At 64.9% G+C, this 22,338-nt stretch carries 20 protein-coding genes; 7 read left to right on the top strand and 13 right to left on the bottom strand.

Going from position 1 to position 22,338, the window contains the following annotated elements; genetic code table 11:
• Nucleotides 1–22: 22 nt before the first annotated feature.
• Nucleotides 23–703 (top strand): thiamine phosphate synthase, encoded by a 681-nt coding sequence (locus ACE3UG_RS19820; protein WP_374627104.1) that lies wholly within the window; start codon nt 23–25, stop codon nt 701–703.
• A gap of 85 nt (nt 704–788) precedes the next feature.
• Here ACE3UG_RS19820 and ACE3UG_RS19825 read toward each other — a convergent pair whose 3' ends face one another.
• The 3 genes from ACE3UG_RS19825 to recG all read right to left on the bottom strand — a co-directional run bounded on the left by ACE3UG_RS19825 (nt 789) and on the right by recG (nt 6,076).
• Nucleotides 789–2,237 (bottom strand): catalase, encoded by a 1,449-nt coding sequence (locus ACE3UG_RS19825; protein WP_374627106.1) that lies wholly within the window; start codon nt 2,235–2,237, stop codon nt 789–791.
• Between the two features lie 386 nt (nt 2,238–2,623).
• Nucleotides 2,624–3,568, bottom strand: a complete 945-nt coding sequence (locus tag ACE3UG_RS19830) for a LysR substrate-binding domain-containing protein (protein WP_374627108.1) — start codon at nt 3,566–3,568, stop codon at nt 2,624–2,626.
• Between the two features lie 174 nt (nt 3,569–3,742).
• A complete protein-coding gene (recG, locus tag ACE3UG_RS19835) occupies nt 3,743–6,076 on the bottom strand; it encodes an ATP-dependent DNA helicase RecG (RefSeq protein ID WP_374627110.1) in 2,334 nt (777 codons plus the stop codon).
• A gap of 100 nt (nt 6,077–6,176) precedes the next feature.
• On the opposite strand from recG, the gene queA reads away from it, so the two are divergent.
• The 5 genes from queA (at nt 6,177) to secF (ending at nt 12,047) form a co-directional block, all read left to right on the top strand.
• Nucleotides 6,177–7,259 (top strand): tRNA preQ1(34) S-adenosylmethionine ribosyltransferase-isomerase QueA, encoded by a 1,083-nt coding sequence (queA, locus tag ACE3UG_RS19840; RefSeq protein ID WP_374627112.1) that lies wholly within the window; start codon nt 6,177–6,179, stop codon nt 7,257–7,259.
• A 137-nt stretch (nt 7,260–7,396) separates the two neighbouring features.
• Entirely contained in the window at nt 7,397–8,527 is a 1,131-nt protein-coding gene (gene tgt / locus ACE3UG_RS19845; protein WP_374627114.1) for a tRNA guanosine(34) transglycosylase Tgt, read from the top strand.
• A gap of 223 nt (nt 8,528–8,750) precedes the next feature.
• Nucleotides 8,751–9,017: a preprotein translocase subunit YajC gene (yajC, locus tag ACE3UG_RS19850; RefSeq protein WP_233179920.1), complete on the top strand. Its 267-nt coding sequence runs from the start codon at nt 8,751–8,753 to the stop codon at nt 9,015–9,017.
• 135 nt (nt 9,018–9,152) lie between these two features.
• Nucleotides 9,153–11,045, top strand: coding sequence for a protein translocase subunit SecD (gene secD / locus ACE3UG_RS19855; RefSeq protein WP_374627116.1), 1,893 nt, complete (start codon nt 9,153–9,155; stop codon nt 11,043–11,045).
• Nucleotides 11,046–11,069: 24 nt separating this feature from the next.
• On the top strand, nt 11,070–12,047 hold the full coding sequence (secF, locus tag ACE3UG_RS19860) for a protein translocase subunit SecF (RefSeq protein WP_374627118.1): 978 nt from the start codon (nt 11,070–11,072) through the stop codon (nt 12,045–12,047).
• A 155-nt stretch (nt 12,048–12,202) separates the two neighbouring features.
• On the opposite strand, the gene purB is transcribed toward secF, so the two are convergent.
• Complete coding sequence (gene purB, locus ACE3UG_RS19865; protein ID WP_374627119.1) at nt 12,203–13,576, bottom strand: adenylosuccinate lyase; 1,374 nt, start codon at nt 13,574–13,576, stop codon at nt 12,203–12,205.
• Between the two features lie 267 nt (nt 13,577–13,843).
• Between purB and ACE3UG_RS19870 the strand changes: the two genes are divergently transcribed.
• Nucleotides 13,844–14,455 carry a glutathione S-transferase family protein gene (locus ACE3UG_RS19870; RefSeq protein WP_374627121.1) on the top strand — a complete coding sequence of 204 codons (612 nt, stop codon included), beginning with the start codon at nt 13,844–13,846 and terminating at the stop codon, nt 14,453–14,455.
• 2 nt (nt 14,456–14,457) lie between these two features.
• On the opposite strand, the gene ACE3UG_RS19875 is transcribed toward ACE3UG_RS19870, so the two are convergent.
• The 9 genes from ACE3UG_RS19875 to ACE3UG_RS19915 form a co-directional block, all read right to left on the bottom strand.
• A complete protein-coding gene (locus tag ACE3UG_RS19875; RefSeq protein ID WP_374627123.1) occupies nt 14,458–15,609 on the bottom strand; it encodes a lytic transglycosylase domain-containing protein in 1,152 nt (383 codons plus the stop codon).
• Entirely contained in the window at nt 15,606–16,901 is a 1,296-nt protein-coding gene (locus ACE3UG_RS19880; protein ID WP_374627125.1) for an EscU/YscU/HrcU family type III secretion system export apparatus switch protein, read from the bottom strand. Before ACE3UG_RS19880 ends, ACE3UG_RS19875 begins: the two co-directional genes overlap by 4 nt.
• Before the next feature lie 7 nt (nt 16,902–16,908).
• Nucleotides 16,909–17,751 (bottom strand): type III secretion system export apparatus subunit SctT, encoded by an 843-nt coding sequence (sctT, locus tag ACE3UG_RS19885; RefSeq protein ID WP_374627127.1) that lies wholly within the window; start codon nt 17,749–17,751, stop codon nt 16,909–16,911.
• Between the two features lie 5 nt (nt 17,752–17,756).
• A complete protein-coding gene (sctS, locus tag ACE3UG_RS19890) occupies nt 17,757–18,023 on the bottom strand; it encodes a type III secretion system export apparatus subunit SctS (protein ID WP_374627129.1) in 267 nt (88 codons plus the stop codon).
• A gap of 19 nt (nt 18,024–18,042) precedes the next feature.
• Nucleotides 18,043–18,693 (bottom strand): type III secretion system export apparatus subunit SctR, encoded by a 651-nt coding sequence (gene sctR, locus ACE3UG_RS19895; RefSeq protein WP_374627131.1) that lies wholly within the window; start codon nt 18,691–18,693, stop codon nt 18,043–18,045.
• Between the two features lie 157 nt (nt 18,694–18,850).
• On the bottom strand, nt 18,851–20,038 hold the full coding sequence (locus ACE3UG_RS19900; RefSeq protein ID WP_374627133.1) for a hypothetical protein: 1,188 nt from the start codon (nt 20,036–20,038) through the stop codon (nt 18,851–18,853).
• On the bottom strand, nt 20,028–20,339 hold the full coding sequence (locus ACE3UG_RS19905) for a hypothetical protein (RefSeq protein ID WP_374627135.1): 312 nt from the start codon (nt 20,337–20,339) through the stop codon (nt 20,028–20,030). Before ACE3UG_RS19905 ends, ACE3UG_RS19900 begins: the two co-directional genes overlap by 11 nt.
• Nucleotides 20,340–20,584: 245 nt before the next feature.
• Nucleotides 20,585–20,995, bottom strand: a complete 411-nt coding sequence (locus ACE3UG_RS19910; RefSeq protein WP_374627137.1) for a hypothetical protein — start codon at nt 20,993–20,995, stop codon at nt 20,585–20,587.
• The gene (locus ACE3UG_RS19915; protein WP_374627139.1) at nt 20,971–22,338 is read right to left on the bottom strand and encodes a FliI/YscN family ATPase; all 1,368 of its coding nucleotides are present in this window, start codon (nt 22,336–22,338) and stop codon (nt 20,971–20,973) included. The genes ACE3UG_RS19910 and ACE3UG_RS19915 overlap by 25 nt, the downstream gene beginning before the upstream one ends.

Genomic DNA, 22,338 nt, shown 5'->3' on the forward strand with positions numbered 1-22,338 from the left:
CGATCCCGCTTACCGTTTATCGATGCCCTCCCTTCCCGCCGGAACGGCCCGAGTGAGCACCGGGGCGCACGACGCCGCGCTCAACACGCAGCCCCCTCTGCCCCGCCAGCTTCTGGTGACGCCCGATGTCGCCTCGCGCACCCAAATCGCCACGTTTGCATCGCAACTCGCGCAAGCCCTGGCGCGCGGCATCCGTCTCGTGCAGCTTCGCAATCGTTCGCTCGACGCCGATGGCTACCGCGCCTTGGCAGAGAGCGCCTTGGCACTGACACACGCTGCTGGCGCACAACTCATTCTCAACCCGCCGCAACATGTCGCGGATCTCTGGCTCGATGCAGCGAACGGCGTACACGCCGGCACCGTACCGAAGGCGGACGGCTGGCATCTGACGAGCGCACGGCTGTTGGCCTGCCACACGCGGCCTCCCGACTGGAAGCTCGTGAGCGCCGCCTGTCACGACGCCACGCAGATCGCACACGCCACGCGGCTCGGACTCGACTTCATTACACTGTCACCGGTCCTCGCCACCGCGACACATCCCCTCGCCACGCCACTGGGCTGGCCCGCGTTCTCTGCCCTTGCAGAGCAGACCTCGCTACCGGTCTTCGCGCTCGGCGGCATGCGGGCCGACACGCTGACGAGCGCGCGCCACGCCGGCGCTTATGGCATTGCGGCAATACGCGCCTTTTGGCCGACTGCCTGACACGCCCCAGCAACCACGCCACCGGCCATATCTGCGCGGGGGCGCGTCACCCGCCCCCACGCCCCTTGACGCCTAAATTTGCGCTTTACCCCGCCAACGCCCGACGTGCGGCGACCACGCCCTGCGCGTAGGCAGGATCGATCTTGGCAAAGTGATCGATCTGACGCTCGGCCACGTCGTTCGGAACGCCCTGCATTGCGGCCGCGATATTGCCGAACAACCGCGTTTTCTGGCCATCGTCGAACAGATTGAACAACGCGCGCGGCTGCGAATAATAGTCGTCGTCCTCGCGATGGTCGAAACGGTCGGCCACGGCGCCCACCGCTTGCGGGGGCTCGCGAAACGCCGGCTGCTCGGCAAACGCACCGTATCGATTCGGCTCATAGTTCGGCGCGCCGCCCAGATTGCCATCCACGCGCATTGCACCGTCGCGATGGAAACTGTTATGGAACGGGCACTTTGGCGCGTTGACCGGAATTGCCGTGTGATTGACGCCAAGGCGATATCGCTGGGTGTCCCCATACGAGAACAGACGCCCCTGCAACATGCGATCCGGCGAGAAGCCGATGCCTGGCACCACATTGGCCGGGTTGAACGCCGCCTGCTCGACTTCGGCGAAGTAGTTCTCCGGGTTGCGGTTCAACGCCAGCACGCCCACGTCGATGAGCGGGTAGTCGGCGTGCGGCCACACCTTCGTCAAGTCGAAAGGATCGATACGATAGGTCGCGGCGTCCGCCTCGGGCATGACCTGCACCTGCATGCGCCAGCGCGGGAAGTTGCCCGTTTCGATCGCATCGAACAGATCGCGCTGGGCGCTCTCGCGGTCCCCGGCGACCACGTTCGCGGCCTCGGCGTTGGTCAGGTTCTCCACGCCCTGCATCGACTTGAAGTGAAACTTCACCCAGAAGCGTTCGTTCGCCGCGTTGATGAAGCTGAAGGTGTGCGAGCCAAAGCCGTGCTGCTGACGATAGTTCGCCGGCAGCCCGCGATCGCTCATGAGAATGGTCACCTGATGCAGCGACTCGGGATGTCGCGACCAGAAGTCCCATGCCGCCGTCGGGTTGCGAAGGTTCGTTCTCGGATCACGCTTTTGCGTATGAATGAAATCGGGGAACTTGAGCGGATCGCGCACGAAGAACACGGGGGTGTTGTTACCCACGAGATCCCAGTTGCCCTCGTCCGTGTAGAACTTCAGGGCGAAGCCGCGCACGTCGCGCTCGGCGTCGGCCGCACCGCGCTCGCCCGCTACCGTCGAGAATCGCAGGAATACCGGCGTTTCCTTTCCAACGGCCTCGAATACGCGCGCACGGCTGAATTTCGTGATGTCATGCGTAATGGTGAGCTTGCCGTAAGCGCCCGATCCCTTCGCGTGCACGCGACGCTCGGGAATCACTTCGCGGTCGAAGTGGGCGAGCTTTTCAAGGAACCACACGTCTTGCAACAAGGCAGGGCCGCGCGGGCCGGCCGTCATCGTGTTCTGGTTGTCGGGCACCGGCGCACCGGCGGCCGTCGTGAGTTTGTTCGTATCTGACATGCGACGCTCTCCTTCTCTTGTTTCCTGATCGGTCGAACTCGCGCGATTCACGCGCCCATGAGGGCAAAATCGGCGAGTACTTTTTCCAGCGTGGTTTCGACGTCCTGCAAATAAGCCTTGAGTCGGGTCATCCTGGGCACCTCGAATGTGTCTGGCTGCGGCGGCAACTATCGGCGTTCGAGCACCCCCGCTCGCGAGGGCATCGGCGCCAAACGCGCAACGCTAGATTAATTATTTTTATTTAAAACTAATAATTGATAGTTTTTATGAATTCAATAGCCAAAAGTCATACGCCGCGGCACGAGGCAGCGGCGTATGACGAGCGAGGCTTATGGGGTATGGGGTATGCGGTATGGGGTTCGGGGGCCAGCTTGCCCCGGCGCGCGTCAGTTCGACATGGCGGGCAGATCGAGGGGAATCACGCCTGGCAGATGGCACCGGGTAATCGCTTGCGCCACCGCGTCGATGGCCGGCAATCGCGTGAAGCTCTTGCGCCACGCGAGCACCACGCGACGATCGGGCACCGGCGCCGAGAACGGGACATAACGCAGGAGGCTATCGGGTGCGGGCGTCTCGGGCACCGACGTCTTCGGCAGCACGGTGATGCCTACGCCACTCGCGACCATATGGCGGATCGTCTCCAGCGAGGAGCCTTCGAACGTCTTTTGAATACCGTCGGCATTCTGCGAGAAGCGCATCAGCTCCGGACAGACACCCAGCACGTGATCGCGGAAGCAGTGCCCGCTGCCGAGCAGCAGCATCGTCTCTTGCTTGAGATCGCCTGCGTCGATCTGTTCACGCTCCGCCCACGGATGCGAGCGCGGCAACGCCACGACGAACGGCTCATCGTAGAGCGGTCGCACCATCAGACCGCTCTCCGGGAACGGCAGCGCCATGATCGCCGCGTCGATCTCGCCCTGCTTGAGCAGTTCGATAAGCTTGAGCGTGTAGTTCTCCTGCAGCATGAGCGGCATCTGCGGCGTGGTCTCGATCATCTGCTTGACGAGGGCCGGCAGCAAATACGGCCCGATCGTGTAGATCACACCCAGACGCAGCGGCCCGGCGAGCGGATCGCGTCCCTGCTTGGCGATCTCTTTGATGGCGATGGTTTGTTCGAGCACGCGCTGAGCCTGCGCAACGATCTGCTCGCCGAGCGGGGTCACGCTGACTTCCGCAGCACCGCGCTCGAAAATCTGTACGTTCAGCTCGTCTTCGAGCTTCTTGATGGCCACCGAGAGCGTCGGCTGGCTGACGAAACAGGCTTCCGCCGCGCGACCGAAATGGCGTTCGCGCGCCACCGCCACGATGTACTTGAGTTCCGTGAGGGTCATGTCGTCCTAACCTGTGTAAATTAATCGAATTACGGCAATCGATAGATTTTGTTTTTTATAGCACAATCGGACCGCCCTTGCCCGTTTTCGGTCGCATGTGTGCCGTCGTTGTGCTCTCGTTGCGTCGTCGTTGCGTCGTCGTGTCGTTGCGCGCCGCCGCGTGGGCACCGCACCTCATGCCTTCAGATAATCTTCCCGCGCCCCGAGCCAGCGCTCCAGATGCGCCGCCACGGCCCCAGGGTGCGACTTGAGGAGTACATCCGCCGCTTCCTGCGCGCCCGGGATCAGCCAGGCGTCCTCGTTCAGGTCGACGAAGCGCAGCATCGCGGCACCCGACTGCCGAGCGCCGAGAAACTCGCCCGGGCCGCGGATTTCCAGATCGCGCCGCGCGATGACAAAGCCGTCGGTGGTCTCTCGCATCGTTTGCAAACGCGCCTTCGCGCCCATCGACAACGGCGACGCATACATCAGCAGGCACACCGACTCCGCCGACCCGCGCCCAACGCGCCCGCGCAACTGGTGCAATTGCGCAAGCCCGAAGCGCTCGGCGTGTTCGATCACCATCAGCGACGCATTGGGTACGTCCACCCCCACTTCGATCACCGTGGTCGCCACCAACAATTGCGTATCGCCACGTGTGAAGCCGTCCATCACCGCCGCCTTCTCTGCCGGCGCGAGCCGCCCGTGCACAAGCCCCACGCGCAACTCGGGCAACGCCGCGACGAGCTGCGCGTGCGTGTCGACGGCCGTCTGCAATTGCAGCGCCTCGCTCTCCTCGATCAGCGGACAGACCCAATACACCTGACGCCCAGCCAGCGCCGCGGCCCGAACGCGGTCGATCACTTCCGGTCGCCGGGCGTCGCTGACGAGTTTCGTGACGACCGGACTGCGGCCCGGCGGTAACTCGTCGATCACGGAGACGTCCAGATCAGCGTAGTACGTCATGGCGAGCGTGCGCGGAATGGGCGTCGCGCTCATCATCAACTGATGCGGCATGGCGTTCTCGCCCATGCCGGCGGTTTGCATCTTGCTGCGCAGCGCCAGCCGCTGCGCGACGCCGAACCGGTGTTGCTCGTCGACGACCGCCATGCCGAGTCGCGCGAACGTGACCGTGTCCTGAATGATGGCGTGCGTCCCGATGACGAGTTGCGCGTCGCCGCTCGCGACGCGTGCGAGCGCTTCTCGCTTCTCCTTCGCCTTCATGCTGCCCGCCAGCCACGCGACGTCGACGCCCAGCGGCGCCAGCCAGGCCGTGAGCTTGCGCAGATGCTGCTCTGCGAGGATTTCGGTCGGCGCCATGATCGCCGCCTGAAATCCGGCGTCGATCGCCTGCGCAGCGGCCAACGCCGCAATGATCGTTTTGCCGCTCCCTACGTCGCCTTGCAGCAGGCGCTGCATTGGGTGCGGTTCGGCCAGATCGGCGCAAATCTCGGCCCACACCCGCTGCTGAGCACCGGTCAGACGAAATGGCAGCGCCGCCTCGAAGCGTTCGAGCAGCCCCCCAGCCACGTGGGCGCCAAGGGCGGGGGCGGCGAGTCGCCGACGCGCCGCTTGCGCCCGCTTGAGCGATAGTTGCTGCGCGAGCAACTCTTCGCACTTGATGCGCAGCCACGCCGGATGCGAGCGCTCGACAAGCGCTGTCTCCGACACATCGGGCGGCGGCGCATGCAGCAAACGCACGGCATCGGCCAGCGCCGGGAGCGGATGCGCCGGGCCAATGGCGTGCTGAAGCAGTCCCGGAGGCAGCAACTCAGGCAGCGGCGTGCGCGTCATGGCGTTGTGAATCGCTTTGCGCAGATAGGCTTGCGACAGACCGGCGGCACTCGGGTATATCGGCGTGAGGGACGCCGGCAACGGGGCCGCGGCATCGAGTACCACGCGATAGGCCGGGTGCACCATCTCCAATCCGAAGAAGCCCCCGCGCACCTCGCCGCGCGCACGCACGCGCGCGCCGACGGCGAGTTGCTTCTGCTGACTGCCGTAAAAATTCAGAAACCGCAGCACGAGTTCATGGCCGTCGTCCTCGATGCGTACGACCCACTGCCGGCGCGGCCGGTACGCCACTTCGCTCGACGTGACCACGCCCTCGACCTGGGCCAACTCGCTTGGCAGCACGTCGCCGATCTTGCGCAGCGTGGTTTCGTCCTCGTAGCGCATGGGCAAATGCAGAATCAGGTCGATGTCGCGCTTCAGCCCGAGCTTGTCGAGCTTGTCGGCGGTGCCGCCGCCCGCCGTCTTGCGCGCAGGCGTTTTTGTCTTGGCAACTTTCGCGGATTCAGCAGATTTGGCAGATTCAGCAGATTTGGCGAGCTTTGGCGATTTCCCGGACTTGGGCGGCGCGGTGTCGTTCGCGCCAGCCGGCGTCTCGGCCTGCGTGGCCGAGCGCGTCCCGCGTTTCGCTGCGGGACGCGGCGAAACATTGGCCTGTGCGCTTGCGGCATCGGCAAGTTCCACGAGGTCGGCAGTGACGTCCTCAGGCACGGGAGCGGGCATTCTGCGTTCGGTCATGCAGTCGCGAAAGGGGGGTTCGCCCGCGAGGCGCACGCCGTGCCGGCAGGCTTTCGGACGAACCAAGTAAAATGTCGGTTGCCAAGCATTGTAAACGCTGATGTATACCCTTTCCGATTTCGATTTCGTCCTGCCGCCCGAACTGATCGCGCAGACCGCACTCACCGAGCGCTCCGCCAGCCGACTGTTGGAGGTGGACGGCAGCGTCACGCCCCCCCATCTTTATGATCGGCGCTTTGCCGACCTGCCCAGCCTGCTCGCGCCCGGCGACCTGCTCGTGTTCAACGATACGCGCGTCATCAAAGCGCGCCTGTTCGGTCACAAGGCGAGCGGCGGCAAGATCGAAGTGCTCGTCGAGCGCGTGATCGACAACCGCACCGCGCTCGCGCAGATCCGCGCGAGCAAGAGCCCGGCCCCGGGTACGGTGCTGCGCCTGGCCGACGCGTTCGACGTGAGCGTGGGCGAGCGCGTCGAACCGTTCTATACCCTGCATTTCCCGGACGACTGCTACACGCTGTTGGAAACCTACGGCCGTCTGCCGCTCCCCCCCTACATCGAGCATGACGCCGACGCGGCCGACGAAACCCGCTACCAGACCGTCTACGCCCGAAATCTGGGCGCGGTGGCCGCGCCGACGGCCGGGCTGCACTTCGACGACGCCCTCTTCGCCCGCCTCGACATGCTGGGCGTGCACCGCGCCACGCTCACGCTACACGTAGGGGCGGGGACGTTCCAGCCGGTACGCGTGGAGAAAATCGACGAGCACAAGATGCATTCGGAGTGGTACGAGATCACGCCGTCGCTGGTCGACGCCATCGCCGCCACGCGCGCCCGCGGCGGCCGCGTGATTGCGGTCGGCACAACGTCGATGCGCGCCCTGGAGTCTGCCGCACAAGCGTCGCTGGCCGCCGGCGGCGCGCCGGGCTCCCTGCGTGCGGGGAGCGCCGAGACCGACATCTTCATCACACCGGGCTACCACTTCCAACTGGTCGACCGTCTCATCACCAACTTCCATTTGCCCAAATCGACGCTGCTCATGCTCGTGTCGGCCTTCTCCGGCATGGAGACGATCCGCGCGGCCTACCGGCACGCCATCGAGCAGCGGTATCGCTTCTTCAGCTACGGCGACGCGATGATCCTCTCGCGCGTGGCGCTTCACGACGCCCCGAAAGCCGCCGCCTGAACGCGCATGGCCGTCGAATCGGCAGCCATGCGACCCGGTACAATAGCGCCTTGGCCGCGCATGGGGCGCTGGCCGCTTTTTTTACGTCCCGCGCGGGCGCCGGCCTGTGTTGCCGGTGGTGCCGGGGCGCACCACACATGCTCAAGTTCGAACTCATCACCACCGACGGGCAAGCCCGCCGGGGACGCGTCACGCTCAACCACGGCGTGGTCGAGACGCCCATCTTCATGCCGGTGGGCACCTACGGCTCGGTCAAGGCGATGTCGCCGGCCGAACTCGTCGAAAACAACGCACAGATCATCCTCGGCAATACCTTCCACCTCTGGCTCCGCCCCGGACTCGAGACGATTTCCGCCCACGGCGGTCTGCACCGCTTCATGGGTTGGGATCGGCCGATTCTCACGGATTCCGGCGGCTTTCAGGTATTCAGCCTCGGCGATCTGCGCAAGATCAGCGAAGAAGGCGTGAAATTCGCGTCGCCCGTGAATGGCGACCGACTTTTCCTGTCGCCGGAAATCTCGATGCAGATCCAGCACGTACTCAATTCGGACATCGTCATGCAGTTCGACGAGTGCACGCCGTACGAGATCGACGGGCGGCCGGCCACGGAAGTCGAGGCGGGCCAGTCGATGCGCATGTCGCTGCGCTGGGCCAAGCGCTCCATCGACGAATTCAACCGGCTCGGGAACCCGAATGCGCTGTTCGGGATCGTCCAGGGCGGCATGTACGAACACTTGCGCGACGAGTCGCTCGCCGGCCTGTCGGAGTTGGACTTCCACGGTTATGCGATTGGCGGGTTGTCGGTCGGCGAGCCGAAGGAAGACATGATGCGCGTGCTCGAGCACGTGGCGCCGCGTCTGCCGGCGAACAAGCCGCACTACCTGATGGGCGTGGGCACGCCCGAGGACCTCGTGGCCGGCGTGGCCGCAGGCGTGGATATGTTCGATTGCGTGATGCCCACGCGCAATGCCCGCAACGGCTGGCTCTTCACGCGATTTGGCGACCTGAAGATTCGCAACGCGTCGCACAAGACCGACACGCGTCCCCTGGACGAAACTTGCGGCTGTTACACCTGTCGAAATTTCTCGCGCGCCTATCTGCACCATTTGCAGCGAGCCGGGGAGATTCTGGGCGCGCGGCTCAACACCATCCACAACCTGCATTACTATCTGATGCTGATGCAGGAAATCCGGGATGCCATCGAAGCACACCGTTTCGACGCGTTTTGCGCCCAGTTCCGGGCCGATCGCGCGCGCGGCGTGAAGTAGCGGCCGGGGCCCGGAAGCGGGCACCGAATCCCGGGGGAACGGGGTCGGGCAGTGGTAAAATGCCGGGCTTGGATCGTGCATCCTCGCACCGAAACACACGCCGCGCGTGTCCGGAGTCCGGCCACACGCGGCTTTTACACGTCTTACATAAGGAGAACCGAACGTGCTGATTTCCAATGCCTTCGCTCAGACGGCAGGCGCCGCGAGCCCGACCAGCAACCTGATGAGCTTCCTGCCGCTCGTGCTGATGTTCGTGGTGCTGTACTTCATCATGATCCGTCCGCAAATGAAGCGCCAGAAAGAGACCCGCAACATGCTGGCGGCGCTTGCCAAGGGCGACGAAGTCGTGACCTCGGGCGGTCTGGCCGGCCGTATCTCGAAGGTCGGCGAGACCTTCGTGACGGTGGAGATCGCCGAGAACGTCGAGATCAACGTGCAGAAAGGCGCTATCACCACCTTGCTGCCCAAGGGCACCATCAAGGCGCTCTGATCCTTCGCGCAACCGCACGCGGCCGCCCTTGCAGGCGGCCGCAGTGCATGACGACACCGGTCAACGCGACCCCTGTTGCCATGCCAGCCGGTCTGAAGCACGGTTTGCCACGAGGCATCACCCTAGCCCGCCGCTATGAATCGCTATCCTCTCTGGAAATACATCATCATTCTGGTGGCGCTTGCCATCGGGGTGCTCTATACGCTGCCGAACCTGTTCGGTGAAACGCCGGCAGTACAGATTTCCAGCGTCAAGGCGACCGTCAAGGTCGACCCCTCGACGCTCGCGCGCGCCGAAGACGCGCTCAAGGCGCAGAACATCGCTTATCAAGGCGCCGTGTTCGACAACACGGGCAACAACCCGAGCGTGCGCATTCGCTTCGCCGACACCGACACGCAGCTTCGCGCCAAGGACCTTCTCCAGACGTCGCTGAACACCGATCCGACCGACCCGACCTACGTCGTCGCGCTCAACCTTCTGTCGGCCTCGCCGGAATGGCTCACCCGAATTCACGCGCTGCCGATGTATCTCGGCCTCGACCTGCGCGGCGGGGTGCACTTCCTGCTGCAAGTCGACATGGCCGGCGCCATCACCAAGCGTCTGGACGCCAGCGCCGCCGATGCCCGCACACTGCTGCGCGACAAGAACATCCGCCACAACGGCGTGACGCGCACGGACGGCGGCATTGAAGCGGTCTTCAGCAACCAGAACGACGCCGAGCGCGCACGCGGTGCCCTGACCGACGCCCTGCCCGATCTCGCCTACACGACGCAAGCCGGCCCCAACGGCACCTTCAAGGTCGTGGGCACATTCACGGACGCGGCCCGTCGTGCGGTGCAGGACAACGCCGTCAAGCAGAACATCGTCACGCTGCACAACCGGGTGAACGAACTCGGCGTGGCCGAACCGGTCATTCAGCAGGAAGGCCCTGACCGTATCGTCGTGCAGTTGCCCGGCGTGCAGGACACCGCCAAGGCGAAGGACATCATCGGCCGCACGGCAACGCTCGAAGCACGTCTGGCCGATCCGGACGCGCCGCGCCTCATCACCGCCGATACGCCCGTGCCGCCGCAGGACGAACTGTTCCTGCATGGCAACGGTGCGCCGGTCATGCTCAAGCGCCAGGTGATCTTCAGCGGCGACCGCATCACCAGCGCCTCTGCGGGCTTCGACGATCACCAGCAGCCGTCGGTCAGCATCAAGCTCGACGCGGCCGGTGGCCGGGTGCTGCGCGACGTCTCGCGCGACAACATCGGCAAGCCGATGGGCATTGTGCTGTTCGAGAAGGGCAAGGGCGAAGTGCTGACGGTGGCCAATATCCGCAGCGAACTGGGCCAGAGCTTCCAGATCACCGGCATGGGCTCGGCGCAGGCCGCCAACGATCTGGCGCTGCTGCTGCGCGCCGGCTCGCTTGCCGCACCGATGGAAATCATCGAAGAACGCACGATCGGCCCGAGCCTCGGCGCCGACAACGTGCAGAAGGGGGTTGACTCGGTGGTGTACGGCCTGATCGCCATCGCCGTGTTCATGATGGCGTATTACATGCTGTTCGGCGTGTTCTCGGTGATCGCCCTGCTGTTCAACCTGCTGCTGCTGGTGGCCGTGCTCTCGATGATGCAAGCCACGCTCACGCTGCCAGGGATTGCCGCTATCGCGCTTACGCTCGGTATGGCCATCGATGCCAACGTGCTGATCAACGAACGTATTCGCGAAGAATTACGTGCAGGGGCGTCGGCACAGAAGGCGATTTCCCTGGGCTTCGAGCATGCCTGGGCGACCATTCTGGACTCGAACGTGACCACGCTCATCGCCGGTCTGGCGTTGCTGGCGTTCGGTTCGGGCCCGGTGCGCGCATTCGCCGTGGTGCACTGCCTGGGTATCCTGACCTCGATGTTCTCGGCCGTGTTCTTCTCGCGCGGTCTGGTCAACCTGTGGTACGGCGGCCGTCGCAAGCTCAAGACGTTGGCGATCGGTCAGGTCTGGCGCCCGGACGGTGCGACGAACGCACCTGACGCCGGCGAGCAATAACCGCAGGCGCGAGAGGAAACAGTCATGGAATTTTTCCGCATCAAGAAAGACGTGCCGTTCATGCGGCATGCCCTGATCTTCAATGTCATCTCGGCGCTCACCTTTGTGGCGGCGGTGTTCTTCCTGCTCACGCGGGGGCTGCACATGTCGATCGAGTTCACCGGCGGTACGGTCATGGAAGTGGCCTACTCGCAGGCGGCCGATCTCGAGAAGATCCGGGGCGAAGTCGGCAAGCTCGGCTATCGCGACGTGCAAGTGCAGAGCTTCGGCACCTCGCGCGACGTGATGATCCGACTGCCGATTCAGAGCGGTTCGGACGGCAAGCAGGTCACCAGCGCGCAGCAAAGCGACGCCGTGATGACCGCCCTGAAGGCAGACGCCCCCGATGTGCAGTTGCGCCGCGTGGAATTCGTCGGCCCGCAGATTGGTCACGAGCTGTTCACGGATGGCCTGCTGGCACTGACCTTCGTGGTCATCGGCATCATCATCTACCTGTCGTTCCGCTTCGAATGGAAGTTCGCCGTGGCCGGCGTGATCGCCAACCTGCACGACGTGGTGATCATTCTGGGCTTTTTCGCCTACTTCCAATGGGAGTTTTCGCTGGCGGTGCTGGCGGGGGTGCTGGCGGTACTTGGCTACTCGGTGAACGAATCGGTCGTGATCTTCGACCGGATTCGCGAGACGTTCCGAAAAATGCGCAAGGCGACGGTGCGCGAAGTCATCGACCACGCCATCACGACGACCATGTCGCGTACGATCATCACGCACGCGAGCACGGAAATGATGGTGCTGTCGATGTTCTTCTTCGGGGGCCAGACACTGCACTACTTCGCCCTCGCGCTGACCGTGGGTATTCTGTTCGGTATCTACTCGTCGGTGTTCGTGGCGGCGGCGATTGCGATGTGGCTCGGCGTGAAGCGCGAAGACCTCATCAAGCACAGCAACAAGGACGGTGAAGAGGGCGTCGATCGCAACGACCCGAACTTCGGCGCACGCGTCTGAACGACGCGTAGCACATCGTCAGAGAAGCCGCCGGCCTGTCCGGCAGTTTTTTTTCGTACAGCTCACACGCAGCACCGTCGCCCGTGCGTCATTTACCGGACGCGCCATGCAAAACGGGCCGCAAAAGCGGCCCGTTTCGTTGAAGCAGCGGGTGCTTAGACGCGCTTGGCGAGCGATTCGGCAATGCCGACGTAGTTCGCAGGCGTCATTTCCAGCAGACGCGCCTTCGCATCTTCCGGAATGGCCAGTTGCTTGATGAAGGCCTGCAGCGCTTCGCGCGTAATGCCCTTGCCGCGCGTGAGCTCCTTGAGCTGTTCGTACGGGTTGGGAATGCCAAAACGACGCATCACGGTCTGCACCGGCTCTGCCAACACTTCCCAGGTGTTATCGAGGTCATCGTTCAGACGTTGCGGATTGACTTCGAGCTTGTCCAGGCCACGCTTGCACGAGTCATAGGCGAGCAGACTGTAGCCGAAGGCCACGCCGATGTTGCGCAGCACGGTCGAGTCGGTCAGGTCACGCTGCCAGCGCGAGACCGGCAGCTTGTCGGCCAGATGGCGCAGCACGGCGTTGGCCAGACCGAGGTTGCCTTCCGAATTCTCGAAGTCGATCGGGTTGACCTTGTGCGGCATGGTCGACGAACCGATCTCGCCGGCCTTCGTCTTTTGCTTGAAGTAGCCGACCGAGATGTAACCCCAGATGTCGCGATTCAGATCGAGCAGGATGGTATTGGCGCGCGCGAGGGCGTCGAACAGCTCGGCCATATAGTCGTGCGGTTCGATCTGGATCGTGTACGGGTTGAACGTCAGCCCGAGGCGCTGCTCGATGACCGCCTTCGAGAACGCCTCCCAGTCATATTCCGGGTAGGCCGAGAGGTGGGCATTGTAGTTACCGACCGCACCGTTCATCTTCGCGAGCAGTTCGACGCGGCGCACCCGCTCGAGCGCGCGGGCCAGTCGCACGGCCACGTTGGCCAGTTCCTTGCCGAGCGTGGTTGGCGACGCCGGTTGACCATGCGTGCGCGAAAGCATCGGCTGGGCCGCATGCTCGCGGGCCAACTCGCCGAGCTTGGCGACCAGCGATTCGAGCGCAGGCACAATCACCGTGTCGCGCGCGCCCTTGATCATCAGACCGTGCGACGTGTTGTTGATGTCTTCCGACGTGCAGGCGAAGTGAATGAATTCGCTCGCCTTTTCGAGCGCCGCCTGACCCTGCACCTTCTCCTTGAGCCAATACTCGACGGCCTTCACGTCGTGGTTGGTGACCTTCTCGATGTCCTTGATGCGCTGGGCATCGGCGTTCGAGAATTGGGCCGCCAGATTCAGCAGGAACGTCTCCGCATCGGCCGAGAACGGGGCGATTTCAGCGAAACCGGCCTTGGACAGGGCAATCAGCCAATGGATTTCGACCGTCACGCGGTGACGCATGAACGCCGCTTCGGACAGCCATGGACGCAGGGCGTCGGTCTTGCTGGCATAACGGCCGTCGAGCGGGGAAAGCGCGGTCAAGGGGGAGAATTCGTCGGACATGGCACTGGGCACCGAAAAAGAAAACCGGGGGAGCCGGCGAGCCGCCAACTCGGAAAGGCCAGCATTTTACCATTCCCGGCCTCGACCATCCTGGCGCGGGCCAATTTCGCGGCAATTGCGGTACGCCCCGCCCTGCGCCGAGTCTGGCGCAACATGCACACAACATGCACACAACATGCACACGAAATGCACATGACACACGCGCGCGACAGTCCGGAGCCCACGTTATACTCTCCCCCGCGCTAAAGCGATTTATCAAGGATTCACATGAAGTTGATCGGTGCCCTCGCCAGTCCCTACGTTCGCAAGGTCCGCATTGTGCTGGCCGAGAAGAAGCTCGACTACAAGCTCGAGCTGGAGAATGTGTGGGCCGACGACACCCGTATCCAGCAGTCCAATCCGCTGGGCAAGGTGCCGTGCCTCGTCATGGAAGACGGCGAAGCCGTGTTCGATTCGCGTGTGATCTGCGAGTATCTCGATACGCTCTCGCCGGTGGGCAAGCTCATTCCCCCTTCCGGGCGCGAACGCGCCGAAGTGCGCTGCTGGGAAGCCCTCGCGGACGGCCTGACGGATGCCGCCGTGCAGATTCGCGTCGAAACGATGTTTCACGACGAAGTCTCGCGCTCATCGACGCTCATCGCCCGCCAGCTCGGCAAGATCGACGAAGGGCTGCAAGCCATGGCGCGCGGACTCGATGAACGGCAATGGTGCGCGAGCAACCGCCTCACCCTGGCCGACGTGGCCGTCACCTGCGCGCTCGGCTATCTGGATTTCCGGTTCCCTGAGATCGCCTGGCGCGACGCCCATCCCAATCTGGCCGGTCATTTCGAACGCATGTCCGCACGCGCCTCGGTCGCCGACACCGTTCCCACGCTCTGACGCTAACTGCCGGCCGCCGGGCCAACGTGCCGGTCGCGCCCGCGCGACGGCATGACGACCGCCGGCCGGTCGCGTCCCCAGGCACCTGCCGCCTCGGTCGACGGGCTGCGCGTGAGCAATGTTCCCAACCCCTTGAGCAAACGCCACGTGCGATCCGCCGGTGCTTCGTCCGTCTGGGCCGCGGCGGTCGATGCTTCGGCGTGAACCTTTGTTCTCGCACGCGCCGCCCTGTGGTTGGCCGGAAGCGTCGTCTCGACGGCGTTCGCAACGTCCTGCGCGACGGGCGTGACAGGTAACGCGGCCGCGCTGCGCTCCGCTTTGCGATGCGTTCGCGTGTGTTCCGGGGCGGACGCAACGTCGCGGCGTTCGGCGGCAAGCGTTGATCCCGCCGGCGATTCGGCGTCGGCCATCACGGGCGCGGGCCGCGCATTCGCGTCACGCAGGCGCGCGTATCCGGCCATCACTTTGCGGACGTAGTTTTGCGTCTCCGGAAATGGCGGCACCCGACGTCCGTAACGCAGCACCGCGCCTTCCCCCGCGTTATAAGCGGCGAGTGCCAGGGTCAAGTCATCGTCGAAGCGCGACAGCAACCAGCGGATATAGGACGCCCCTGCGCGCACATTCTCGGCAGGGTCCTCGAGACGTCGAACCCCGAAGCGCTCGCCAGTACGCGGAAGCACCTGCATCAATCCGATTGCCCCCCGCACGGACACCGCCTGCGGGTCATATCCCGACTCGGTATCGATAATCGCATGCAACAGTGCTGCGTCCACCGACGCCACCTGAGCCGCACGCTGCACCACCGAGTCGAACGGCAGCGTTTGTGGGGTGGGCATCGCTAGCGCTCGCTGGGTGGGCGCTGGTGCTGGCACTGGCACCGGCGCTGGTGCCGTCAACGCGGACGCAGGCGCAGACGTCGACTCTCCCGCTTCATGGGGGTGTGGCTCGATGCTCGCCATCGGAGGCCGCACCACCTCGCTCGCAGCAACGCGCGGCGCGGGCACGACGAGCTGCGCGTCGGCGACACGCGGGTGACGCGGTAGCAATCCCAGGTCGCTCGCCAGCGCTGGCATCGACGCGCCCAGCGCACTCAAAGCGGCCACAGCCAGCCGTAACGGCCATCGGCCCCAACTCAGGGCGAACCGCGCGCTCATGAACCCCCTCCCATTTCCGTGCGCTTCGGCACGTCTGGAGCGCCGGGCTGGTCGGGCTCGTCGGGCTCGTCGGGCTCGTCGGGCTCGTCGGGCTCGTCGGGTGCGTCGGGTGCGTCCGGTGCGTCGGGTGCGGCAGGAGCGACGGGGGCGGCGGGTATGTCCGAAAGGTCCGAAACGTCAGGCGCGTCGGAAACGTTGGGTGCGTCGCGCGACGCGCCTTCGCCGTCGGGCACATCCTTCGACGCTTGCACCTCATAGGGCAGATCGAGCGCGAGACGCAAAATCGCGGCGACGGCGTCGAACAGATCGGGAGGGATCGGTGCGTCGATCTCGACGTCGTCCATCAAACGGCGCGCCACCGGCACATGTTCGACCACCGGCACGCCTTCGCGCTCGGCGAGCCGGACGATGGTTCTGGCCCGCTCGTTGCGGCCCTTCTCGATCACGATCGGCACGCCGGTCTCGCCCGGCACATAGCGTAGGCAAATCGCGATGCGCGTCGGATTCCGGACCACGGCCGTCGAGCGCTTCACGTTGTCCGACAGACTGCCGCTCTCGATCGTCTCGCGGTGAATGTCGCGGCGCTTGTTCTTGATCTCGCGGTTGCCCTCGACCTCCTTCGATTCCCGCTTGATCTCGTCGTGAGACATCATCAATTGTTTGCGCAGTTGATACTTCTGATAGGCGAAGTCGAGCCCGCCAAACACCACATAGGCAACGACCAGCACCGCCATAAGCCAGAACAGCAACTTGGCGGTGAGCGCAAGCCCGCATGAGGGGCCGCACTGCGGCAGCGCTGCCAGCGACGGGGTGTACTGCCGGATGAGATAGAAGAAGACCACTCCCAGCACGGCGACTTTGACGAGCGATTTGCCGAACTCGAAGAGCGATTGCATCGAGAACAATTGCTTGGCCTTCGCGACCGGGTCAATGCGTTCGTACTTGGGACGTATGCCTTCGGGTGCAACGAGCACCCCGACCTGCAGCACCATCGCCAGCCAGGTGGTCACGATCAACAGCACCGCGAGCCCCCCTCCAAATCGAATGAAGATCAGCAGCGACGGGCCGAGCATGGCGCGCACCGCGTCGTCCACGGGCTCGCGCAGGCTCAGCAGCATGCGCGACACGAGGGCTTGCGATGCGTCGTAAAGCGCCGGTCCCTCGAACGTCAGCCAGGCGAGTACCACGGCGAGCTGCATGCACACCGCAAGGTCGGCACTCTTCGCGACACGCCCCTTCTTGCGCTCGTCGGCGATCTTTTTGGGTGTCGGCGGCTGGCTCTTTTCGCTCATGTTCGCCTCACGATGCCGGTAGCGTCAGCGCGGACCAGGCGCGAAACACGTCGGGCAGGCGGTACCAACCGGCGAGCGGCACGGCAACGGCAAACGGCAGACTGGCGACCGTCACCAGCAGCGCCATTGCACTTTTAACGGGCATGGCCAGGAAGAACACGTTGAGCTGTTGCGCGGCACGGTTGATGAAACCCATCGACATGTCCACGAGCACCATCACGACCATCGCAGGCAACGCCACCGCCAGGCACATGACCTGCATCGCCTGCCAGAGCGCGAGCAGCCAGGCCACGCTGTCGTCGTGCCATTGCCACGGCTGGCCGACCGGCAGTGCGGCGTAGGAGTCGTACAACGCGGTGAGTAACGCGTGTGCCGCCGGTGTGACGAAGAACAACACGCACAGCATCTGCGTGAGCGCGATGCCGAAGACCGACGACTGCGCGCCCATCAACGGATTGAGCACACTCGCCATGGACGCCCCGCGCATGGTGTCGATCACGTAGCCCGTCATGTCGACGGCCCAGAACGGCAGCGCGGCCGCAAACCCGAGCAAACCGCCGATGCATAACTCACGCAGAATCAGCATGCCCCAGGCGCCCCAATGCGACGGCACCTCGGGCATTGCATGCATGAGCGGCACGACCGGCAACGCCAGCCCAAGCACCAGCGCGTTGCGCAGCATGCCTGCGCCGAGCATGCCCACGGAGAACACCGGCAGCAGCATCGCAATGCCCAGCGGGCGCAGCATCGCCACGCCCCACGCCACCAACCAGCCGTACAAGTCGGCCCACAGCGGCGAGAGCAACGCGTCGACGGCGGGCGCCATGCCCGGCACAAGGGATGACGTCATGCCGCTCACCGCATCCGGCTGATCTGCTCGAACGCGTTACCCGCGTAGTGAAGCAGCACGTGACCCATCCACGCGTAGGTTGCGGCCAGTGTGACCGACACGGCGATGAGCTTGATGAGGAACTGCACGGTCTGGTCCTGCACCTGCGTGAGCGCCTGCACCAGAGAGACCAGCACACCGATGGCCGCGGCAACGACCACCGTGGGCAGCGACAGCAGCAACGTGAGCCAGAGCATCTCGCTCGTGAGATTGACAACGATGGCTTCACTCATGGGCGCGCTCCGTAAGCCGTCATGCGTAGGAGAGCATCAACTGACGCACCAACTGCTCCCAGCCATTCATCATCACGAAGATGAGGAGCTTGAACGGCAACGCGATCGTCATGGGCGAGACCATCATCATCCCCATCGCCAGCAGGATGTTCGAGATCACCAGATCGATCACGACGAACGGCAGGTACAGCAGCAGACCGATCTTGAACGCTTCGGCGAGTTGGCTCAGCGCGAACGCCGGCATCAGCACGAGCAGGGAATCGGCCCCCAGGCGGTTGCGATGCGCCTCCGGCCAGGTTTCAACCCCGAGGCCCGCGAAAAAATCGCGTTGCCTCGCATCGGTGTGACGGGTGAGAAACGCCCGGTACGGCGACAGAACGCTCGCATCGACGTCGGCGACGAAACTCTTGGACGACAGCGACACCGGACGCGCCTCGAGATTCGCCTCGATATCGAAAGCGACCGGCGCCATGATGAAGCAGGTCAACACGAGCGATAGCCCGTAAATGGCGATATTGGGCGGAATCTGCTGCGTGCCCAACGCATTGCGTAACAACGCGAACACGACAGCCAACTTCAGAAACGCAGTCCCCAGCACCACCAGCAACGGCATGATCGAGAGCAGCGAAAGCAATACGATGAGCTGCACCGGGTGGTCGAGCAGGGACATACGAACTCCAATGAGCGTCGTTGACTGCCAGGCATGGAAGCCGGTCAGCGCCGACAAAGCAGGACGAAGTAGCCGGGAGAGGTCACCGCGCGAACGGACGGCGATGCGAACCACGCAAGCAGACGAACGCAAGCCGCGGCAATCGCTGGCAGCGATGTTAGGTCGTCTCCGGATGCACGCCCATCGGGTCACCACCCGAAATATCGCCGTCCGGATCGGTGCAGGTGGACGCGCCGCACGCGATTTGCGTTGGCATTCTGGCGTCGATGCGCACGGCGATTCGCCCGTCCTCGAAACGTAGCAAACGCCCGGCCGCCCACGCTGCGCCGTTGCAACGCAGCGTGATCTGACCGACCTGCAGCGCGCACTCGGCCGGCGCGTATTGGGACGTTGCACCGCCGCCCGTTCGCCAAGCGATCAACCATGGAATAGGAAATCGCCTCTCGGCAACGAGCGCTTCCAGGCGTAGGAGGGCGGTACTCGCACACGCATCGACCGCCGTCGACGCGGTGCCGCCGAGCGTGCCGTCGTGCGCATCGTCGAGCTGCACCACACGACGATCGAGCGGCCGGCCATCTCGCATGGCGATAGCCCGGTCGCCGTCCACCAGCCAGTACTCGCCGCTCGCGACATCGGCCGCCACATCGAGGAGCACGGCGTCTCCCACTTGAAGCTGCTCGCATTGTGCGGCAGATAGCGCCACCCATCCCGCCACGAGTGCGCATCGACGCTCAGGCAATCCCGATGGATCGAGCAGCGCATCGCAAGGCGTCGCCCATTCGCAGCGCTCACGCAACCAGGCCGTCGCGCCATCGAGATACAACAACGTCAACTCACGCCCGTCGCGCCGCAACACCATGCCGACACGCCACGTCGTCTCAACGCTTGCGCGAGTGAGGGCTGTCGCGCGCGGCCATGACGCAGGATCATGCATGTCGTGCATGTCGTGCATGTCGTGCATGTCGTGCATGTCGTGCGTGTCGTGAACGGCGTTGGCCGCATCGCCCGTTGCGTCGCCCGCCCCGCCGTCCGCTGCACCGCCTGTCGCCAGGGTGAGCGCCACGGCGCTCGCTCGCCAGGCCGGCGGCAACGCATCCCACGACGGCACTGGCAAGCTGGGGGCGAGCCAGTCGCACCATTGCTGCGCGTCGCACCAGAAGCGCGTCTGACCGACAACGCCTTCGTCGACACGCGCCGTCACGATGAGACCCTCGCCGCCCGCATGAAGCCAGCCAACACGCACCTGCGTCTCGTGCTCGACAAACGTCACGCAGCCGTCGCCCGCGAGCGCGTCGTCCAACGGTCCAGGTGCCCCGGTTGGACCGTCTTCCGGCTCATGGCGCATAACGCGCCTCGACTTCGATCGTGACGGGTACGTTAAGGCGCAACGTCAGCGCACGCGCGAGCCGGCCCCGATGCGCGAGCAAACGCCGGTACATCGTGAGCCGGACGCAGAGCAGACTGACCGTGACGCCCTGCCGGCCGCGCCGGGCTTCGACGACCAACGTATCGAGCGCGCCACCGTGAACGAGCACGCGCAGCGAACTCCCACCGTCGCAGTTGGCGTCCTGCCGGGCGTGCCAGACGCGCAGCCAGCGCAGCACGTCGGCCGGGCCGGACACGCAAGCATCGGGGCCGTATGCCAACGTGAACCTCCGCCCCTCGTCGTCCTCGCTTCGCCGGTCACGGGCCGTCGACGCGTCGCGCCGAGGGGACGTCGATCTATCGGACAGTCGGAGGAACGCATCGGCTGACAGGCCACTTCGGTGAATGGTACTCATCGTGAAGTCCTCGTGATGGCAAAGGGTGGGAAGGCGTTGTGCGCGGCGGAAGGGATTCGCCCCCCACGCGGTGAAATTCAATGAGACGTGTCCCGCATGTTGCAGCCGATTCAACGGCGATAAAGCGTCAACAACTCCCGCAACTTCTCTTGCTTGCGTGCATTGGCCTGAAGCCGTTCGCGCTGCTCGCGCAGATTCTCCTGGGCGAGTTTCGCCGACTCGAGCGCTGCGCTGTGCCGTGCCTTGGCGTCGCCGAGCGCCGCGCGCTGCGCTTCCACCGAAAGCGGCGCACCCGAGGCCTCTCTTTGGCTGTAGACGCCGCCGCGAGACAACGCGTCCTGCCACGCGCGACGCTGAGCGTCGCACGCGCGTTCGCAGGCGGCGACCGCTGCGTCGGCATCGCGCGCGGCCGCCGTCATGCGCACCAGTGCGGCACGCATGGCGGCTTCGCGGCGCACGGCCAGTGCCGCCAGCGCGACGATGCCCGCGTGCCCCGTCAGTTCGCCAGATGTTCGAGCCATGCGCGTGTGTCGTCGAACGGCGCCACGTCGTGCTGCGCCTGGCAGAGGAATGCGCGAATGTCCGGCGCACGGGCGAGCGCGTCGTCGGTATCCGGGTCGTTGCCCGACTGGTACTCGCCGACGCGAACCAGCAACTCGACCTCCGCCGCCAGCGCCATCGAGCGCCTGACACGGGCAGCCCACTCGATATGCTGCGCATCGCTCACCTGTGACATCACGCGCGAGAGGCTCTTCGAGACGTCGATGGCCGGGTAGTGATTCTCCTGCGCAAGACGCCGCGACAGCACAATGTGACCGTCGACGATCGAGCGCACCTCGTCGGCCAGCGGCTCGTCCAGGTTGTCGCCTTCGACGAGCACGGTATAGAACGCGGTGATGCTGCCGCGCGTGCCAGTCCCGGCGCGCTCCAGCAACCGTGGCAGACGTGCATAGAAACTCGGGGGCAAGCCGCTCGTCGCGCCGAGCGGCTCCCCCGCCGCCATGCCGATATCGCGAACGGCGCGCCCGAAGCGCGTGAGCGAATCCATGAGCAGCAGCACGTCCTTGCCGTCGTCGCGAAACGCCTCGGCGATCGCCGTCGCCGTGTACGCAGCCTTCATTCGTTCGAGCGCAGGACGATCGGATGTCGCCACGACGCACACCGTCCGGGCGCGCGCCTCGGGCGAGAGGGCCGTCTCAAGAAACTCGCGCACCTCGCGCCCGCGTTCCCCGATCAGCGCGAGGACGATGACATCGGCCTGTGCGCCCTGGCACATCATCGCCAGCAGCGTGCTCTTGCCGCCCCCCGCTGCCGCGAAGATGCCCAACCGCTGGCCGCGACCGCAAGTGAGCATGCCGTCGATGGCGCGAATGCCGATGGGCAGGCATGTGGATACGAGCGCCCGCGTCATGGCGGGCGGCGGCGGCGCGTCAAGCGAACGCCACGCGACGTTGGCGGTCGTCGCCCCCTCGTCGGTCGACGCCGCGCTCACCAGCGGACGCCCCAGTCCGTCGAGCACCTCGCCGATCAGGTGATCGCCCACCGCCACGCGCGACGACGTGCCCAGTGCCTGCACCAGCGCACCATTGGCCACACCGTTTGGCTCGGCGTACGGTGCGAGCCAGACGTGCCGACCCTCGACCGCTATGACCTCGGCGTCGAGCGCCGGCGACACGACACGGCATTGCTCGCCAAGCGCGGCCCCCGACAATCGGGCGCGCATTGCGTTCGGGGTGATCTTGTCGATACGCCCGTAGCGAACTTCGCCCGCCGATAACCGGCGCCAGTCATCACACGCCTGGCGTTGCGCGTCGAGCGTTCGACGCAGCCCGTCGGCGACGCGTGCGGCGTCCGGGCGACGCAT

The sequence above is a fragment of the Pandoraea sp. genome (genome assembly GCF_041919235.1).
Classification (GTDB): domain Bacteria; phylum Pseudomonadota; class Gammaproteobacteria; order Burkholderiales; family Burkholderiaceae; genus Pandoraea.

Coding starts and splice junctions, on each gene's coding strand:
- ACE3UG_RS19820 (WP_374627104.1), top strand. CDS start 23: ATGCCCTCCCTTCCCGCCGGAACGGCCCGAGTGAGCACCGGGGCGCAC.
- ACE3UG_RS19825 (WP_374627106.1), bottom strand. CDS start 2,237: ATGTCAGATACGAACAAACTCACGACGGCCGCCGGTGCGCCGGTGCCC.
- ACE3UG_RS19830 (WP_374627108.1), bottom strand. CDS start 3,568: ATGACCCTCACGGAACTCAAGTACATCGTGGCGGTGGCGCGCGAACGC.
- recG (WP_374627110.1), bottom strand. CDS start 6,076: ATGACCGAACGCAGAATGCCCGCTCCCGTGCCTGAGGACGTCACTGCC.
- queA (WP_374627112.1), top strand. CDS start 6,177: ATGTATACCCTTTCCGATTTCGATTTCGTCCTGCCGCCCGAACTGATC.
- tgt (WP_374627114.1), top strand. CDS start 7,397: ATGCTCAAGTTCGAACTCATCACCACCGACGGGCAAGCCCGCCGGGGA.
- yajC (WP_233179920.1), top strand. CDS start 8,751: ATGAGCTTCCTGCCGCTCGTGCTGATGTTCGTGGTGCTGTACTTCATC.
- secD (WP_374627116.1), top strand. CDS start 9,153: ATGAATCGCTATCCTCTCTGGAAATACATCATCATTCTGGTGGCGCTT.
- secF (WP_374627118.1), top strand. CDS start 11,070: ATGGAATTTTTCCGCATCAAGAAAGACGTGCCGTTCATGCGGCATGCC.
- purB (WP_374627119.1), bottom strand. CDS start 13,576: ATGTCCGACGAATTCTCCCCCTTGACCGCGCTTTCCCCGCTCGACGGC.
- ACE3UG_RS19870 (WP_374627121.1), top strand. CDS start 13,844: ATGAAGTTGATCGGTGCCCTCGCCAGTCCCTACGTTCGCAAGGTCCGC.
- ACE3UG_RS19875 (WP_374627123.1), bottom strand. CDS start 15,609: ATGAGCGCGCGGTTCGCCCTGAGTTGGGGCCGATGGCCGTTACGGCTG.
- ACE3UG_RS19880 (WP_374627125.1), bottom strand. CDS start 16,901: ATGAGCGAAAAGAGCCAGCCGCCGACACCCAAAAAGATCGCCGACGAG.
- sctT (WP_374627127.1), bottom strand. CDS start 17,751: ATGACGTCATCCCTTGTGCCGGGCATGGCGCCCGCCGTCGACGCGTTG.
- sctS (WP_374627129.1), bottom strand. CDS start 18,023: ATGAGTGAAGCCATCGTTGTCAATCTCACGAGCGAGATGCTCTGGCTC.
- sctR (WP_374627131.1), bottom strand. CDS start 18,693: ATGTCCCTGCTCGACCACCCGGTGCAGCTCATCGTATTGCTTTCGCTG.
- ACE3UG_RS19900 (WP_374627133.1), bottom strand. CDS start 20,038: ATGCGCCATGAGCCGGAAGACGGTCCAACCGGGGCACCTGGACCGTTG.
- ACE3UG_RS19910 (WP_374627137.1), bottom strand. CDS start 20,995: ATGGCTCGAACATCTGGCGAACTGACGGGGCACGCGGGCATCGTCGCG.
- ACE3UG_RS19915 (WP_374627139.1), bottom strand. CDS start 22,338: ATGCGTCGCCCGGACGCCGCACGCGTCGCCGACGGGCTGCGTCGAACG.